Source organism: Streptomyces sp. NPDC057963 (assembly GCF_042887155.1).
Taxonomy (GTDB): domain Bacteria; phylum Actinomycetota; class Actinomycetes; order Streptomycetales; family Streptomycetaceae; genus Streptomyces.
In genome coordinates this window covers 384,933-401,257 of sequence record NZ_JBHVPX010000001.1, presented here as the reverse complement: position 1 = coordinate 401,257, position 16,325 = coordinate 384,933, and the positions used below count along the sequence as shown (strand labels likewise).

The following is a 16,325-nucleotide window of genomic DNA, read 5'->3' as shown; positions in this document are numbered from 1 at the left end:
CCGGGTGGTGGCCGGGCGGCTGCCCGGGTGCGCGACTCTGGGCATCTCGAAGATTCGCCCCTAATATGACGGACCGTCAGATCAGAGACCGAAGGTCCCTGAGGAGAAGGAGCCCGACGATGGATGCCGCCTTCACCGCGGAACAGGACGAGATCCGCCGCACCGTGCGCGAACTGCTCGCCAAACGCAGCGGCCCCGGCGACGTCCGGAGCGCCGTACGGACCGCCGACGGGTACGACGCGGCCCTGTGGCGGCAGCTCGCCCAGGACCTCGGGCTGCCCGGCCTCGCGCTCCCGGAGAAGTACGGAGGCGTCGGCTGCGGCCTCGCCGAGCTCGCCGTCGCCTGTGAGGAGACCGGCCGCGCCCTGCTGCCGTCGCCCCTGATCGCCACCGTCGCGCTCGCCGCGCCCCTGATCGCCGCGCTCGGCACCGAGGCCCAGCGCACCGCCCTGCTGCCGCGTGTCGCCACCGGCGGGCTGACCGCGACGCTGGCCGTCCCCGGCGGCTCGCTCACCACCGCGCTCGGCCTCACCGGTGACCCCACCGGCGGCGCCTGGGCGGGTGGTGGACGGGCGGGCGGTGTGCAGGCGCGGCCGGTCGGCGGCGGGGAGGGCTGGCGGCTGTACGGGGAGGCCAGCCAGGTCCTCGACGGGCACAGCGCGGGGCTCCTCCTGGTCGCGGCCCACGCCGGCGGCTTCCCGCGCAGCCGTACGCTCCTCTTCCTGGTCCGCCCGGACACGGCGGCCGGAGTCGTCCGCGCCCGCCGGACCTCGCTGGACGAGACCCGGCCGCTGGCCCGCGTGGAACTCCGTGACACCGAGGCCGAGCTCCTCGGTGCGGACGACACCGCGGACGTGACCGGCGCCCTCGTCCCGGCCGGGCGCGGGGCCGCCGTCCTGCTCGCGGCGGAGGCGGTGGGGGCGGCGGCGAGCGCACTGGAGCGGACCGTCGAATACGTCAAGGCGCGCGAACAGTTCGGCCGCGCGATCGGCTCCTTCCAGGCCGTGAAGCACCGCCTGGCGGATCTGTACGTACGGGTGCAGGCGGCCCGCTCCGCGACGTACTACGCGGCCTGGGACCCGGCCACCGCCGCGGGCCTCGCCCTCGCCCAGGCCCTGGAGGCGCTGCGTATCACCGCCGCCGAGGCCGTCCAGCTGCACGGCGGCATCGGCTTCACCTGGGAACACGAGGCGCATCTGTACTTCAAGCGGGCCGCCGCCGACGAACTGCTCTTCGGCCCCGTCCACCGGCTCCGCGACCATGCGGCGCAACGGGCCGGGCTCTTCGCCGCCCCCGGACCGGCTGCCACCTGCCCGGCCGCCCCGGGACCGGCCGCCTCCGGACCGGCCGGGCAGGTGGCGGTCTGATGGCGCCCGGCGTCCGGCTGATCCAGAAGGTCTCCTCGACCCGCACGTTCGCGAGGATCGCCCCGCATGTCGTGCCCGCCATGGACCGTACGGTGCACCGGCTCACCCGCGGCAAGGTGCTGCTCAGCGCCCGGATGCTCCCCGGGCTGATCCTGACGGTGCCGGGCGCCAGGAGCGGGCAGCCCAGGACCACTCCGCTGGCCTGCATGCCGGAGAGCGGGGCGGAGGGCGGGACGGAGGGCGGAAAGGGGACTGCGGCGGAGGGCGGAAAGGGGAGCAGGGAGCGCAACGGGGCGGTGCGGAGCTGGATTCTGGTGGGCAGCAACTTCGGCCGGACGGGGCACCCGGCCTGGACCGCGAATCTGCTGGCCGGTCCCGACAAGGCCGTCGTCAACTGGCAGGGCCGGGACATTCCGGTGCACGCCACGCTGCTGACGGGCGCGGAACGGGACGCGGTGTGGCGGACGGCGTTGACGTTCTGGCCGCCCTATGCGACGTACCAGGCGCGGGTCGAGCGGGAGATCCGGCTCTTCAGGCTGGAGCGGCGGGACGACGCCGCGAGCTGACGGCCCGGACGCCGGGCGGGAACGGCCCATGGAGGCGGTGGTGCGGGCGGGTGGTGCGCGCAAAGACGGTGCGCGGGCGGTGCGGGCGGGCGGTGCACGCAAAGACGGTGCGCGGGCGGTGCGCGGTGTGTGAAAACCGTGGATGGGAGCCGCCGTCGGGGCGATCCCGGAATGGTCCGGGTGCACCGGCGGCGGACCACATGCGTGGTCCGCCGCCGGTGAGACAGGACCTGGGGCGCCCGGAATGGCCGCGCGGTGCCCAGTGGGGGGAAGGGGCCCGGTGCGGCCTTACTTCGTCGGCTTCTTGCCGGTGATGCCCAGATGTACCAACAGTGCGAGATTCGGCCTCAGTTCGGCCTGCTTGACGCCCCAGGTCGTAAAGCCCTTCTGGTGCGAGGCGACCGCGGCCAGCATCGCGACCAGCGAGCCCGCCATCGCGGCGGCGCTCACGTCCTTGTCGACCTTGCCCTTGGCCTGGAGCTCCTTCACCGAATCCGTAAGGGAGTTGGTGACCGAGTTCAGGATCTTCATGCGGATCTTGTAGAACCGCTTGTCGCCCTCGGCCGCCCCGAGGTCGACCACGCGCAGGATCGCGTCGTGATGTCGCCAGAAGTCGAGGAATCCCTCGACGAGTTCTTCGGCGGTCTGCCAGCCGGCCTTGCCGACCCAGGAGCGGCCTGCGACCAGTTCGGTCAACCCGGCCCCCTCCTTGGCCATTTCTTCGGCGATTTCGAGGACGGCGCCCTCGACGTCGGGGAAGTATTGGTAGAAGGTCGCGGGTGAAGTCCCCGCCTTCCGGGCGACGTCGATGACTTTGACGTCCCGGTACGGCGAGGAACTGAGCATCTCGCTGAGGCAGTCGAGCAGCTTCTGCCGCGTCGCCTGTCCGCGTCGACCGGCCACGCGGCCGTCGACGGTGCGTACTTGTCCTGTCATGCCGTCAGCTTACCGAGGGGGGATCGGAGCGCGATTCGGCCGACTGCAAATGGGGAGCACCGCAGACGGGGCAGGGGGAGTGGCCGGATATCGACGTACGCGGCCCACAGGGCAATAAGTCTTATCAACAGCCTGTGGATAACTTCGGTGGATAACTTTCCGTGACGTCGCGGGCAGGGAACTCCTCTATCGAAAATTAGTTCGATGTGGAGGAGTCGGGGCGCGGTGCATGCCACCGCCGGTTACGTTTGCTGTGACGAGCGTCACCAACCACGAACGGTGAACCACCGCGTACGACCGCGACGGAAGGACCCGGGCCCATGGCCGCATTCGCGCAATCCGCGCCGTGCTGGGTGGATGTGCAGCTTCCCGACCTCGAAGCGGGCAAGCGCTTCTACGGTGAGCTGTTCGGCTGGACCTTCCGGGCCGGCGACGGCCCGTACGCGGACGCCCTCAGCGACGGGAAGCTCGTCGCCGCACTCGCCGCCAAGCAGGACGGCCGGATGCCCACCGCCTGGGGCGTCTACTTCGCCACCGACGACATCGCCGCGTCCGTCGCCCGTATCAGGGAGGCGGGCGGTCAGGTGATCACCGACCCCGTCCGGGCCGGCCGGGCCGGAGTGCTCGCCCAGGCGGCCGACCCCGGCGGTGCGGTCTTCGGGCTCTGGCAGGCCGGTGACCGCGAGGGCTTCCAGAAGCAGAACGAACCGGGTTCCTTCTGCTGGACCGAGGTCTACACCCGGGAGAAGGACCGCGTCGACGCCTTCTACGAGGAGGTCTTCGGCTTCCAGGGCACCGATCTCGGCACCTCGGGCACCTCTGGCGTCTCCGAAGGCGGCGCTTCCGAAGGCGGCGCTTCCGAAGCCGGTGCGGCTGAAGCAGGTGCGACCGAAGCCGGTGCCGCCGGGTCCGGTGCGGAATGCGCGGCCGAATCCGGGGCCGACTTCCGCATGTGGTCCCCGGCCGGCACCGAACCGGGACCGGACACCGCGATCGGCGGGCGCAGCGTCATCACCGACGCCTTCCCGGCCGAGATGCCCAGCTACTTCCTGAGCTACTTCGCCGTCGAGGACTGCAACACCACCGCCGGACACGCCGTACGCCTCGGCGGCCGCATCTCCGCGCCGCCGTTCGACATCCCGTACGGGCGGATGGCGGTCCTCCAGGACGATCAGGGTGCCGTGTTCGCCGTACTTCAGCCCCCTGTGTCCGGGAAGACGACAGAGTGAGCTATGACACCCCGGTCCGCCCCCGGGTTCGCAACCAGGGCCTCAGCCAGGAACAATCGGGGTGCGCACCGCCGGGTGGTGCCCAGTGGTGAGACGCCGTACAGGGCGGGTTTTCGCGGGCTTCTGTTCCTGAGGCCCGTACGGGGAGGTGGCAGGGCAAGTGGTGGAGCAGCTGACGCAGCACGACCCGAGACGGATCGGCCCGTTCGAGGTGCTGGGACGGCTCGGGGCCGGTGGCATGGGGCTGGTCTATCTCGCCCGCTCGGCTTCGGGCCGACGGGTGGCGATCAAGACGGTCCGTACGGAGCTCGCCGAGGACCAGCTGTTCCGGGTCCGCTTCACGCGTGAGGTGGAGGCCGCCCGGGCCGTCAGCGGCTTCTACACGGCCGCGGTGGTGGACGCCGACCCCCGGGCCGCCGTGCCGTGGCTGGCCACCGCCTATGTGCCCGCCCCCTCGCTCGAAGAGATAGTGAACGAGTGCGGCCCCATGCCGGCCCAGGCGGTGCGCTGGCTGGCCGCCGGTATCGCCGAGGCGCTCCAGTCGATCCACGGCGCGGGACTCGTCCACCGCGACATGAAGCCGTCGAACGTGCTCGTCGTCGAGGACGGCCCGCGGGTGATCGACTTCGGGATCGCGTCCGGGGTCTCCAACACCCGGCTGACCATGACGAACGTCGCCGTCGGCACGCCCGCCTACATGTCGCCCGAACAGGCGCGGGACTCGCGCAGCGTCACCGGCGCCAGCGATGTCTTCTCGCTCGGCTCGACGCTGGTCTTCGCCGCCACCGGGCACGCGCCCTTCCATGGCGCCAACCCCGTCGAGACGGTCTTCATGCTGCTGCGCGAGGGGCCCGACGTGGAGGGTCTGCCCGACGAGCTGCGGCCGCTGATCGAGTCCTGCATGCAGATGGACGCCGGGCTGCGGCCCACCCCCGCCGATCTGCAGGCCCAGCTCGCCCCGCACCTCTTCGCCTCCGGCGGCGACGACAGCGGTACGGCCTCGGCCTGGCTGCCGATCTCGGCGACCGCGATGATCGAGCAGCGCCGCGGCGGAGGCCGCAAGGCCGCGGCTCCCGCGCCGGCACCGGCCCCGGCCCCGGTGCCGCCGCCGCCCCAGCAACCGCCCGGAACCGGCCGGGACACCGCCTGGCGCAGCGGCGCCGACCTGCGCCCCCCGGCCGCCGCGCCGGCACACCTGCCCGACGGGGGCGGCCCGGTGCGGCTGCCCGGGGCGAAGGTGCCGATCGGTCCCGGCCCGCGCGCCCACGACGTACGGGCCACCGGCACGGCCACCGCGGACGCCGGCCCCGCGACCGGCTGGGTCCGCCCGCCCGCCGGAGTGAACGGCACGGCCCCCGCCGCGCCGCCCGCCCCGCTGCCCGCCCCCGCGCACGCCCCCGAGGTCGCACCCCCGGCCCCCGACCGCTGGCGGCCCTGGCGGTTCCGGATGTCCAACGACGTCTGGGGGACGCCCGTCGTCGCCGGGGACCTCCTCTACGTCACGTCGTTCGAGGTCCATGCCCTGGACATCGGCAATGGACGGCGCCAGTTCAAGACCCGGGACGTGGCCTGGGTGATGGCCGTCGAGGACGGTCGCATCCACGCCTCCGACGGGCCGTCGCTGTACGCCCTGGACGCGGCGACCGGCGCCGAGCGGTGGCGGCTGCAGACCGACGCCTGGGTGTACTCCCTCAAGGCCGACCGCGGCACCGTCGTCACCGGAACCCGGGGCGGCGGCGTCCAGGCGTGGGAGGCGTCCACGGGCGAGAAGCTGTGGGAGAGCGGCGGCGTACAGACCGACTTCGAGGCGCCGGAGGCCGGGCCCGTCATCCACGACGGCACGGTCTACCTCTGGCAGGACGCCCGGCTGCGTGCCGTCGACGCCCGCACCGGCATCGAGCGCTGGTCGTACCCCATCGGCGACGCGGCCTCCTGCGGCGGGGTGCCGGTCCGGGTGACCTCGGCGGCGGACGGCTTCGTGTATGTCGGCGCGGGAGCCCGGGTCCTGGCCGTCGACGCCGTGTCCGGCCATGTCCGCTGGCACTTCGAGTCGCCCGCGGTCTTCCTCTCCCCGCCCGCGTTCGTGCCGGGGCCCGCCGTCACCGGCGGCGGCGTGTACCTGGCCGACTACCTCGGCACGGTGTACGCGATCGACGCCGTGACCGGCAAGGACCGCTGGCGCATCGCCACGGAGGCCCGGCAGTCGATCGAACCGGTCCTGGTGGCGGGCGGGAACGTCCATGTCGGCAGCGGCAGCGCGCTGTACACGCTCGACGCGGTCACCGGCACCCCGAAGTGGCGGTTCGCGGCGGGCGGCGAGGTGGTGGGGGCCCCGGTGGTCGCCGACGGCCGGGTCCATTTCGGCTCAGCCGACCATGTCCTCTACACCCTGGACGCGGTGGGTGGCCAACTCCGCTGGAAGCTGGCGACGGGCGGCGAGATCACGGGCTCGCCGGTGGCCCGGGGCGGTGTCGTGTACGCGTGCAGCAAGGACCGCTGCGTATACGCGCTGGACGCGCTGAAGGGAACGGGCACGGGCAACCGCCCCCGGGCATAGGGCCTCGCCCGCATCAAGCATCAAGCGTCAAGCCCCATCGAGCATCAAGCCCGTCCGGCGGCATCAAGCCCGTCCGGGGTCCGAGGACGGAACCTCCCGGGCGCAGGGCCTCAGTGGCGGACGGGACCTCCGGCGCGGGCCTCAGCGGTGCGGGGGCCGGTCCGTGCCGGGACCCTCGTCCGGTACGACGGGATGCGGGGCCGTGTCCTGGTCCTCCGGCCGGCTCTCCGGCCGCCGCACCGGGGGCGGCCCCGTGTACGGGTCCGGCTCGGGCTCCGGCAGCGGACTCGTCTGCACGGAAGGCCCCGGCTCCTGCGTCGGCGGCCACGTGTCCGGGTTCTGCGAACCGGGCGCGGCGTACGGCTCGTCGGCCTGCCCGCGGGCAGGGCGGCGCCCACCACCGTGCCGCCCCGACATCAGCACCGCACCCAGCAGCATCAGCACCGCGCCCCCCGCCGCGTACACCACGCCCCACTGCAGACCGGAACCGTTGCCCGCGACCGTCAGGCCGCCCACCGCCTCCCCCTGGCGCACCATCCACAGCACGGTGAACCCGAGCGTCACGACACCCGCGGCCGCCACCAGCAGCCGCGACCGCAGCACCACGCCGATCACCACCAGCAGGGCGGCGAAGAGGAAGGCGAGCAGCACCGAACTCAGTGGTCCGGGCCGGCCGCCGGTGATACCCGTGAACAGTTCGTCGATCCGGTAGTGGCGCCCGAGACGGCCGTCGTACCAGTGCCGGAAGGGGCTCAGCACGGCCGCCGCCGCTCCCACGAGGGCGAGGAACGAGCCGAGGACATTGCGCATCATCATCGGCCTCCTGCGGGTGCGCGGACCGGCATCACGGATCTGTACCGCTCCCGTCCTCGACGCTACGCCGGGCCTGTGGCCCCCGCATCCTTGCGCTACGGTGTCGCGCGGTCGTTCGACAACAGCAAAGCAACAGCAAAGCAACAGCAAAGACGGACAGAACAACGGACAAGAACACAAGGGGGGCTGCATCGATGATGCGGCAGCACATAAAGCTTTCCGCGGTACTGGTCGTGGTGGTACTCGCACTCACCGGCTTCTCGACCTCCAGCCACGGCGGCCGGAGCGGCAAGAGCAAGAGCAGGGGATCGAGCAGCAGCAGCGGCGGCGGCTGCTCCAACTCCAAGAAGAGCAACGGCAGCTACCACCACAACGACAACGACAACGACTACGACTCGTCGAGCGGCTCCTCCGGCAGCGCCGGCTACGAGACGCCGGCCCCGAGCGCCGACGCCTCGAACGCGCCCCAGGCGTACGTCTTCCGCTGCGCCCAGCCCCGCAAGGGCAAGCGCAAGGCCGTCACCACCTCCACCGTCAGGCTCACGGCGAACGCCGCCGGATCGCACACCTACGAGGTCGATGTGACCTTCCTCGACGCGCGGGGCAACGCCGTCGACACCGGCGAGGCGAACGTGGACGCCTCGGGCGGCGAGACCAGGACCGTCTCCGTGCGGATGGGCAGCCCGCGCAAGGTCTCCCGGGTGAAGAAGTGCCGGGTCGAGGCCGAGCTGAGCTACTGACCCCGGTTACCGGCCTCGGTTACCGGCCTCGGCCTTCGGACCTCGGTCACCCGCCTTGACCACCGGCCTCTCAGCCGCTGAGTCAGCGCGTCCGGAACTCGTTGCCGCCCCGCCCCCGGAACAACTCGGTCTGCCGCTCCGGCGGCAGGTTCCCGAGTGCGATCAGGTGCGGGGCATGGGCCATGGCCTGTGCCCTGGCCGCCTCCTTCGCGGACCACACCGCCCGCACCGTCCCCTGCACGCCCTCCGTCGGGTACGAGGCGATCACCCCCGCGGCCCGCAACGCCGCCTCCACCGCTTCGCCGGGCGCCGTCACCTCACTGACCAGCCCGGTCTCGTACGCCCGCCGGGCCGTGATCCGCTCGGCCGTGCCCATCAGGGACATCCGGGCCACCTCGCCGAACGGCATCCGCTGCGCCATGGAGATCGCCTCGTACGCGCTGACCATGCCGTACGTCGTGTGCGGGTCGAAGAACGTGGCCTCCTCGGACGCGATCACGAACTCCGCCTCGCCCAGCAGATAGAACGCCCCGCCGCAGGCCATCCCCTCCACGGCCGCGATCACCGGCTTCCACAGGCTGTTCGCCTTCGGTCCGATCGCGATCAGCGGATCGTCGATCGTGTACGGGGACGAGGGCTGCGGCACCTCCACGTCCCGGTCGATCCCCGTACAGAAGGCCCGGCCGCCCGCACCGGTGACGACGACGGCCCGTACCCCGTCGTCGAAGCGGAACGCCCGCCAGGCGGCGGACAGTTCGGTGGCCGTCGCCAGGTCGATCGCGTTGAGCCTCTCGGGCCGGTCGAGGGTGACGAGCGCGACCCCGGTCTCCTTGTCCGTCTCCGTCCGCAGCGTCATCGCCGATCACCTCTCCAGCAGCCAGCGCACCAGTGTCGCGCCGGAACCGGCCGGGCAGAACACCGCCCGCACCGGCGCCCCGATCCGCAGCCGCCCCGGATCGACCGAGTCCAGCGGCGCGTCCGGACCGCTCACCACATTCCCCACCAGCCGGATCTCCGGGGCGTCGGCCAGTTCGACCACGACGGCGTTGTACGGGGCCTGCGCCGCGTACGCGGGCAGCAGCGGCGGATGCGGCAGCACGTACGACCAGATGCGGCCGCGCCCGCTCATCGGCCGCCACTCGCTCGCGAAGGACTGGCAGTGCGGGCAGCACGGCCGGGGCGGGAAACGGAGCCGTCCGCACTTCGGGGCGGCGCACGCCTGGACGCGGAGTTCGCCCCGGGCCGCGTACTCCCAGAAAGGGGCGCCGTCCTCGTCCACGACGGGCATCAGCAGTGCGTCCATGTCGCTCCTCAACTCCTCAGCAGTACGGCGGAGGTGGGCACGCCCTCGCCGGCGGTGACCAGGCACGTCGCAGCGTCGGGGACCTGTGCGGTGGAGGTGCCGCGCAACTGCTTCACGCCCTCGTTGATGAGGTTGAAGCCATGCACGTACGCCTCGCTGAGTCCGCCGCCCCCGGTGTTGATGGGCAGCCGCCCGCCGCTCTCCAGCGCCCCGCCCTCGGTGAACGCGGCACCCTCGCCGCGCCCGCAGAAGCCGTAGCCCTCCAGGGAGAGCGGGATGAGCGGGGTGAACGCGTCGTAGATCTGCGCGACGTCCACGTCGTCCGGGCCGAAGTCGGCCTGCTTCCACAGCTGCCGGGCGGCCGTCCAGGCGGGTCCGGTGAGCGGGTCGTCGTTCCAGTAGTTGACCATGCCGTGGTGCTGGGCGGGCAGCCCCTGGGCGACGGAGTGGATGTAGACCGGCTTCCGCCGGCAGTCACGGGCCCGCTCCGCCGAGACGATGACGCAGGCCAGCGCGCCGTCCGTCTCCAGGCAGTTGTCGAAGAGGCAGAGCGGCTCGCTTATCCAGCGCGAGGTCATATACATGTCGCGGGTCAGCGGCCGTTCGTACATCACGGCGTCCGGGTTCTGGTTGGCGCGGTTGCGGCAGGCGAGGGCGACGTTGAAGAGATGGTCGCGGGTCGCCCCGTACTCGTGCATGTACCGGCGCGCCAGCATCCCGATCTCGTCGGCCGGCCGCAGCAGTCCGTACGGCCGGGTCCACTGGGCAGGGGTGGGCAGTTGCACGGCGGTGTTCTTCCAGGGCCGGGGCCCCGAACCCCGCTTCCGCGACCGCCAGGCGACCCCGACGCCCGCCTGCCCGGTCGCCACGGCCGCGGCGAGATGCGCGATCGTCGCGCAGGAACCGCCGCCCCCGTACCCCACCTTGCTGAAGAAGGTGACATCGCCCGCCCCGATGGCCTTGGCGACCTCGACCTCGTCGGTCTCCTCCATCGTGTACGAGGCGAATCCGTCCACCTCCGACGCGGCGATGCCCGCGTCGTCGAGCGCCGCGACGATGGCCCGGCAGGCCAAGGTCTTCTCGGATTCCGGGAGTTGCTTCGCGAAGGGCGTCTGCCCTATGCCGGCTATCACCGTCACGTCCTTGAGCGCCGCCACCGCCACCTCCGAGACCGCCATGACTGCTGACAGCGGCTGAGGCTACAGCTAATCTGACGGATAGTCAGCTACTGCGTCAGAGAGGGCGGCCGATGCGCGGCGACGAGGAGTGGGGCAGCATTTCGGAGCTGGTACGGGCGGCGGCGCGGCGGTACGGGGACCGGGAGGCGGTCGTCGAGGGCCGGACCCGGATCTCGTACGCCGAACTCGGCGACCGCGTCGAACGGGCCGCCGCCGCCTGCATGGCCTCGGGCGTCGAGCAGGGGGACCGGGTCGCGGTCTGGGCCCCGAACACCCTGGACTGGATCGTCTCCGCGCTCGGCGCCGTCACGGCCGGGGCGGTCCTCGTGCCCCTCAACACCCGCTTCAAGGGCACGGAGGCGGCGTACGTCCTGCAACGCAGCCGGGCGAAACTCCTCTTCGTCACGGGAACCTTCCTCGGCACCTCGTACGTGGCGTCCCTGCGCCGCGCCGACGTGCGGCTCCCGCACCTGGAACGGGTGGTGGTGCTGGCGGACAGCGCCCCCGACGACTACATGACCTGGAAGGACTTCCTGGCGGCGGGGGAGGGGGTGTCCGGCGCGGCGGTACGGACCCGGGCCGCCGCCGTCGAACCCGCCGCCCCGTCCGACATCATCTACACCTCGGGCACCACGGGCCGGCCCAAGGGAGCCGTCATCACCCACGCCCAGACCCTGCGCTGCTACGCGATCTGGAGCGAGCTGGCGGATCTGCGCGAGGGCGACCGCTATCTGATCGTGAATCCCTTCTTCCACACCTTCGGCTACAAGGCGGGCGTCATCGCGTGCCTGATGCGGGGCGCGACGATGGTTCCGCAGCCGGTGTTCAACGTGGACACGGTCCTGGCCAACATCGCCGCCGAACACATCTCGGTCCTGCCGGGACCGCCCACCCTCCACCAGTCCCTCCTGGACCACCCGGCCCGCGACGCCCACGACCTCTCCGCCCTCCGCCTGGTCGTGACGGGTGCGGCGGTGGTCCCGCTGCAACTGGTGGAACGCCTGCGCACGGAGCTCGGCATAGCGACGGTCCTCACCGCGTACGGCCTCTCCGAGGCGAGCGGCATCGTCACGATGTGCCGACGCGGCGACCCCGCGCGGACGATCGCCGCGACGTCCGGCCGGGCGATCCCCGGCACGGAACTCCGCGTCCTGGCCGCACCCGGCACCCCCGGCGAGGTGCTGGTCCGCGGCTTCAACGTGATGCGGGGCTACTTCGAGGACCCGGAGACCACGGCCGCCGCGATCACCGCCGACGGCTGGCTCCACACGGGCGACGTGGGCGTCCTCGACGAGGACGGCAATCTCCGCATCACCGACCGGATCAAGGACATGTTCATCGTCGGAGGCTTCAACGCGTACCCCGCCGAGATCGAGCAACTCCTCGGCCTGCACCCGGACGTGGCCGACGTGGCGGTGATCGGTGTCCCGGACCCCCGCCTGGGCGAGGTCGGCAAGGCGTACGTGGTCCGCAGGCCCGGCGCGACGGTGACGGCCGACGACCTGATCGCCTGGTCGAGGCGGGAGATGGCGAACTACAAGGTCCCGCGGGCGGTGGAGTTCGTGAACGGACTGCCGCGCAATGCCGGCGGCAAGGTGCTGAAGGGGGAGCTGCGGGGGAGGGGGGTCTGACGGGCCGGGCCGTTCTGGGGCGCTCGACGAGCGGACCCGGCGACCGGTGCGGATCCGGCGGGCTGTTCGTCGTACACGACGACGGCGACGGAAGCCGGTCCCGGTCCGGCTCCGGCTCCTGTGCCGGTTCCTGCTCCGGTTCCGTTCCCGGTTCCTGTGCCGCGGCGAGGTGCGGCGTGCCCGGGGGTCCGTGCGCGCGAGGCCGCGAGTGGGGACGGTGGTGAGCCCCTGAGCCCGGGAACCATGCGGTACGGGCAACGGGTACGGGAGAGGGCCCGAGCCATCGGCTCGGGCCCTCTCCGCGGACGTGCGACGGCCGCGACGGCTCCCCCTCCGCGCCGCCGCGGCCGCTCCCCCGCTCAGTGAGGTTCTTAAGCCTTCTCGGAGCCCGCGTGGTTCTCCTGCGTCCTGAGAAGGTCCTTCGGCGTGCTGCCGGCGTGGTTCTCCAGAGTCGTGACGTCTTCGCTCACGCTGCCCGCGTGGTTCTCCAGCGGCTTGACGGTGCCGTCACCATTGCTAGGGCTGCCCGCGTGGTTCTCGTGCGTGGTTGCGGCACCAGTCTTGGGCTTCAGTGCGTCGCTCATGCCTGTCAACTCCCAGAGGTCTTGCTTGCTTGTCGGCAATGCCCGTCCGGCGACTCCCCCGTGGGCCGCCGGACGGGCGTATCAGGGCCGTTCACCCTAGCGGTGTGGTCCCCCGTACAACCCGCCTGCCCCCCGACGCGACGGATCGATGGGCTAAAGACTGACGAGTGGCGATAAACGTTCGATGAACGCCGACGGTTCTCCGCCGGTGGCGGTGGCTCAGGCAGTGGTGCTGACCGGGGCGAGGAGGGCCCGTACCTCGTCCGCCTCAGCGGCCCCGAACTGCTCGTGGATGGCCAGTGCCTCGGTCCAGCATGCATGTGCCCGGTCGATCTGGCCGAGGCGTTCGAGGGCGTGTCCCAAAGTAATCAGGACGTTGCCCCGCATCCAATCGCCTCCGATGACACGCAGAGCCAGTGCCTGTTCCGCGTGCTGGGCCGCCTGCGCGGGGCGGCTGTCGGCCAGATGCGCTTCCGCCATGCGGTAGTGGGTCGAACCCTCCCAGAGCCGTTGCCGGTTCCCCTGGAACACATGCAGTGCTTCGTCGAGCTCCTTCAGAGCCTCACCCGGCCTTCCGGCCTGAGTGAGTGCGATGCCCAGCGCGAAACGGCCGTTGGCCGTACGCAGGCTCAGCCCCATTTCGTCGAAGATGGCTGTGCCCCGCTGGGCAAGTTCCACCGCGCTCGCCGTGCGGTTCATGTTCACGTGGATGCGCGAGAGGTTGCACAGCGCCGACGCCTCGCCGACCAGGTTTCCGTCCGCGCGGTAGTTGTCTATGGCCTCTTGGAGGAATTTCTCGCCCTCCGCGTGCCGGCCCTGGTAGAACGCGATGATTCCGCGGTCGTTGGGTGCCCAGCACGCGGGGATCGGGTCCTTGGTGCTCTTGGCCAGTGCCATCGCGTGCAGAGCTTCCTCGTCGGCCAGCGCGAAACGGCCGGAGACGAGGTAGACGGTCGACAGCGAGGCGCGGGCCCGCGCTTCGGAGCGCGGGTCGTCGGCGGCCTTCGCCGCGTCGCGCAGGGCTGCGCCCGTGATCTCGTACTGACGTGAGTTCGCCCCCGACTCCGCCAGGTCCTTGGCTGCGCACAGCAGATCGACGGCCCGCCGCAGCATCCCGCGCGAAGCGCTCTGATGGGCGCAGGCGAGCAGCGAATCGGCCTCGACGTACAGCCAGTCCACCGCTTCGTGCCCGTCGGTGAATTCGAGTCCCGGGTACTCGGTGGCCACCAGGTGGGCGACAGCGCGATCCCCCGGCCGCTCCAGCGCGTACACCCCTGCCGCCGTCGCCAGATAGAAGTCCAGCAGCCGCGACAGCGCGGACTCGCGCTCCTCCGGTGACTGTTCGTCCCGTTCGGCGCAGGAACGCGCGTAGAGGCGCACCAGGTCGTGGTAGCGGTAGCGGCCCGCGGCGGCCGACTCCAGGAGGCTGGTGTCGACCAGGGCTTCCAGTAGGTCCTCCGCCGTGTGGGCCTCCAGGTTGAGCAGGGCCGCCGCCGCGGCCAGGGAGATGTCGGGGCCGTCGGCCAGGCCGAGGAGGCGGAAGGCGCGGGCCTGGGCGGGCTCCAGCTGGCCGTAGCCGAGTTCGAAGGTGGCCTTCACCGCGAGGTCACCGGCCTGGAGTTCGTCCAGGCGGCGGCGTTCGTCGGCGAGTTTGGCGGCCAGGACGGAGACCGTCCAGGTACGGCGGGCGGCCAGGCGGGAGGCTGCGATGCGGATGGCCAGGGGGAGGAAGCCGCAGGCGGCGACCACGTCCAGGGCGGCCTCGCGCTCGGAGTTGATGCGCTCCTCGCCCACGATGCGGGTGAAGAGCTGAAGCGCCTCCTCCGGCGACATCACGTCCAGGTCGACCAGGTGGGCGCCGGCCAGGTCGACCATGCGGACGCGGCTGGTGACCAGGGCCGCGCAGCCCGCGGTGCCGGGGAGGAGGGGGCGGATCTGGGCCGCGTCGTGGGCGTTGTCGAGGAGGACCAGTATGCGGCGGCCGTCGAGCGCGGACCGGTAGAGCGCGGCACGTTCGTCCAGGGAGTCCGGGATCGCCGTGTCCGCGGTCCCCAGGGCGCGCAGGAAGGCGCCGAGGACCGTCTCCGGGTCGGCGGCGCGTGCGCCGGCGCCCTGGAGGTCCACGTACAGCTGGCCGTCCGGGAAGTGCTGGCGCGCCTGGTGGGCGACGTGTACGGCGAGGGTCGTCTTGCCGACACCGCCGATGCCGGCCAGTGCCGAGACGGCCATGACCGAACCTTCGGCGGTCGCCAGCCGGTCGCCCAGCTCGCGTACGAAGGAGGCGCGGCCGGTGAAGTCCGGGACGGTGGCCGGGAGCTGGGCGGGACGCATCGGTGCGGAGGCCGGGGCCGGTTGGTCGGCCGGGCGGGCCAGCTCCTCGTCGGCCTGCAGGATGCGCTGCTGGAGCTGGGAGAGCTCGGGGCGTGGGTCGACGCCCAGTTCGTCGGCGAGCAGCCGGCGGGTGTCCGCGTACACCGCGAGCGCCTCCGCCTGGCGGCCGCTGCGGTACAGGGCGACCATGAGGAGTTCGCGTAGCCGTTCACGCAGCGGGTGCGCGGCGGTGAGCGCGGTCAGTTCGGAGACCGCCTCCGCGTGGCAGCCGACCTCCAGGTCCAGGTCCAGACGGGTCTCGGTGAGCTGGAGCCGCCATTCCTCCAGCCGAGTGCGCTGATTCTCGGCGTACGGGCCGGGCACGGAGGCCAGGACCTCGCCGTCCCACAGGCCGAGTGCCTTGTTGAAGAGGGTGCGGGCCTGGCCGCGGTCACCGCCGGCCCGGGCCTTCTCCGCCTCCGCCGCCAGCTCCTGGGCCATGGTCAGGTCGAGGGCGTCGCGTCTGGTCCGGATCGCGTACCCACCGGCGTCGCTGACCAGCGTCTGCGGGTCGAGGACCTTCCGGAGCCGGGAGGCGTACGTGCGTACGGCGGCGAGCGCCTGCGAGGGCGGGTCGTCGCCCCAGATGGCGTCGATGAGTTCGGAGGCGGTGGCCGTGCGGCCGCCGCGCAGGAGCAGCGCGGTCAGCAGGGCGCGCTGCTGCGGCGAGCCGGACGGCAGCGCCTCGCCGCCCCGCCAGGCCCGTACCGGGCCGAGCACGGAAAAGCGCAGATCGGCGCCGTCGGCCGATCGCTGTTGCGGAGCGCGCTGCTCCGGAACATGCATGCGCGGCCCGTTGTCACGGTCCATTGCTGCCCCCTGCCCTGCTCGCCCCGCCGGTCCTGCCGATCGTGCTGGTGCTGTCTGTTTCGGATTGTCCGCCCCTGTGCCGGTCCGGGGTGGGTGGATCCGGATTGCTCGGTACCGCTGGTATCGCGCTCAACAGTCTGCCTTGTCAGGGGCGTACACGTCAGCAGTGGGTGACTCTCTGCACAAGCCCTCGACAACGATTGCGGGGCGGGAACGGGTACAGATAGCTGACGGTTCGTCA

At 72.0% G+C, this 16,325-nt stretch carries 13 protein-coding genes; 6 read left to right on the top strand and 7 right to left on the bottom strand.

What is annotated here, in order from left to right; all coding sequences use genetic code 11:
• The first annotated feature begins 119 nt into the window (after window positions 1–119).
• Together ACFVT1_RS01865 and ACFVT1_RS01860 are read left to right on the top strand one after the other, a co-directional pair.
• A complete protein-coding gene (locus ACFVT1_RS01865; RefSeq protein WP_389791567.1) occupies window positions 120–1,367 on the top strand; it encodes an acyl-CoA dehydrogenase family protein in 1,248 nt (415 codons plus the stop codon).
• Entirely contained in the window at window positions 1,367–1,933 is a 567-nt protein-coding gene (locus ACFVT1_RS01860; RefSeq protein ID WP_389791565.1) for a nitroreductase family deazaflavin-dependent oxidoreductase, read from the top strand. The genes ACFVT1_RS01865 and ACFVT1_RS01860 overlap by 1 nt, the downstream gene beginning before the upstream one ends.
• A 288-nt stretch (window positions 1,934–2,221) precedes the next feature.
• On the opposite strand, the gene ACFVT1_RS01855 is transcribed toward ACFVT1_RS01860, so the two are convergent.
• Window positions 2,222–2,869 (bottom strand): TetR family transcriptional regulator, encoded by a 648-nt coding sequence (locus ACFVT1_RS01855; RefSeq protein WP_362195632.1) that lies wholly within the window; start codon window positions 2,867–2,869, stop codon window positions 2,222–2,224.
• 320 nt (window positions 2,870–3,189) lie between these two features.
• On the opposite strand from ACFVT1_RS01855, the gene ACFVT1_RS01850 reads away from it, so the two are divergent.
• On the top strand, window positions 3,190–4,098 hold the full coding sequence (locus ACFVT1_RS01850) for a VOC family protein (RefSeq protein WP_389791562.1): 909 nt from the start codon (window positions 3,190–3,192) through the stop codon (window positions 4,096–4,098).
• A gap of 163 nt (window positions 4,099–4,261) precedes the next feature.
• Window positions 4,262–6,655 (top strand): PQQ-binding-like beta-propeller repeat protein, encoded by a 2,394-nt coding sequence (locus ACFVT1_RS01845; RefSeq protein ID WP_389792225.1) that lies wholly within the window; start codon window positions 4,262–4,264, stop codon window positions 6,653–6,655.
• A gap of 141 nt (window positions 6,656–6,796) precedes the next feature.
• Here the strand turns inward: ACFVT1_RS01845 and ACFVT1_RS01840 are convergent, their stop codons facing one another.
• On the bottom strand, window positions 6,797–7,468 hold the full coding sequence (locus ACFVT1_RS01840; protein ID WP_389792223.1) for a hypothetical protein: 672 nt from the start codon (window positions 7,466–7,468) through the stop codon (window positions 6,797–6,799).
• Between the two features lie 194 nt (window positions 7,469–7,662).
• Here ACFVT1_RS01840 and ACFVT1_RS01835 point away from each other — a divergent pair, with 194 nt between their 5' ends.
• Window positions 7,663–8,208, top strand: a complete 546-nt coding sequence (locus tag ACFVT1_RS01835; RefSeq protein WP_389791560.1) for a hypothetical protein — start codon at window positions 7,663–7,665, stop codon at window positions 8,206–8,208.
• Between the two features lie 82 nt (window positions 8,209–8,290).
• Here ACFVT1_RS01835 and ACFVT1_RS01830 read toward each other — a convergent pair whose 3' ends face one another.
• The 3 genes from ACFVT1_RS01830 to ACFVT1_RS01820 are packed head-to-tail and all read right to left on the bottom strand — an operon-like array spanning window position 8,291 to window position 10,668.
• Window positions 8,291–9,064 (bottom strand): enoyl-CoA hydratase/isomerase family protein, encoded by a 774-nt coding sequence (locus ACFVT1_RS01830; protein ID WP_389791559.1) that lies wholly within the window; start codon window positions 9,062–9,064, stop codon window positions 8,291–8,293.
• 6 nt (window positions 9,065–9,070) lie between these two features.
• On the bottom strand, window positions 9,071–9,511 hold the full coding sequence (locus tag ACFVT1_RS01825) for a Zn-ribbon domain-containing OB-fold protein (RefSeq protein ID WP_389791557.1): 441 nt from the start codon (window positions 9,509–9,511) through the stop codon (window positions 9,071–9,073).
• A gap of 8 nt (window positions 9,512–9,519) precedes the next feature.
• Window positions 9,520–10,668 carry a lipid-transfer protein gene (locus ACFVT1_RS01820; RefSeq protein WP_389792221.1) on the bottom strand — a complete coding sequence of 383 codons (1,149 nt, stop codon included), beginning with the start codon at window positions 10,666–10,668 and terminating at the stop codon, window positions 9,520–9,522.
• 92 nt (window positions 10,669–10,760) lie between these two features.
• Between ACFVT1_RS01820 and ACFVT1_RS01815 the strand changes: the two genes are divergently transcribed.
• Entirely contained in the window at window positions 10,761–12,320 is a 1,560-nt protein-coding gene (locus ACFVT1_RS01815) for a FadD3 family acyl-CoA ligase (RefSeq protein WP_389791555.1), read from the top strand.
• A gap of 371 nt (window positions 12,321–12,691) precedes the next feature.
• Here ACFVT1_RS01815 and ACFVT1_RS01810 read toward each other — a convergent pair whose 3' ends face one another.
• Together ACFVT1_RS01810 and ACFVT1_RS01805 are read right to left on the bottom strand one after the other, a co-directional pair.
• A complete protein-coding gene (locus ACFVT1_RS01810) occupies window positions 12,692–12,904 on the bottom strand; it encodes a hypothetical protein (RefSeq protein WP_389791553.1) in 213 nt (70 codons plus the stop codon).
• A gap of 219 nt (window positions 12,905–13,123) precedes the next feature.
• A complete protein-coding gene (locus ACFVT1_RS01805) occupies window positions 13,124–16,084 on the bottom strand; it encodes a BTAD domain-containing putative transcriptional regulator (RefSeq protein WP_389791552.1) in 2,961 nt (986 codons plus the stop codon).
• Window positions 16,085–16,325 lie beyond the last annotated feature (241 nt).